Annotated in this window: 1 protein-coding gene; it reads right to left on the bottom strand. The window is 93.7% G+C overall.

Annotation, left to right across the window (positions count from 1 at the left end; translation table 11 throughout):
• On the bottom strand, positions 1-255 hold a 255-nt coding region (locus G3N93_RS42455), incomplete at both ends, for a hypothetical protein (protein WP_206133759.1).

Raw genomic sequence — 255 nt, forward strand, 5'->3', positions numbered from 1 at the left:
GGGGGGGGGGGGGGGGGGGGGGGGGGGGGGGGGGGGGGGGGGGGGGGGGGGGGGGGGGGGGGGGGGGGGGGGGGGGGGGGGGGGGGGGGGGGGGGGGGGGAGGGGGGGGGGGGGGGGGGGGGGGGGGGGGGGGGGGGGGGGGGGGGAGGGGAGAGGGGGGGGGGGGGGGGGGGGGGGGGGGGGGGGGGGGGGGGGGGGGGGGGGGAGGGGGGGGAGGGGGGGGGGGGAGGGGGGGGGGGGGGAGGGTTGTTTTTT

This window comes from Burkholderia sp. Se-20378, from assembly GCF_017104665.1.
In the GTDB taxonomy this organism is placed as follows: domain Bacteria; phylum Pseudomonadota; class Gammaproteobacteria; order Burkholderiales; family Burkholderiaceae; genus Burkholderia; species Burkholderia lata.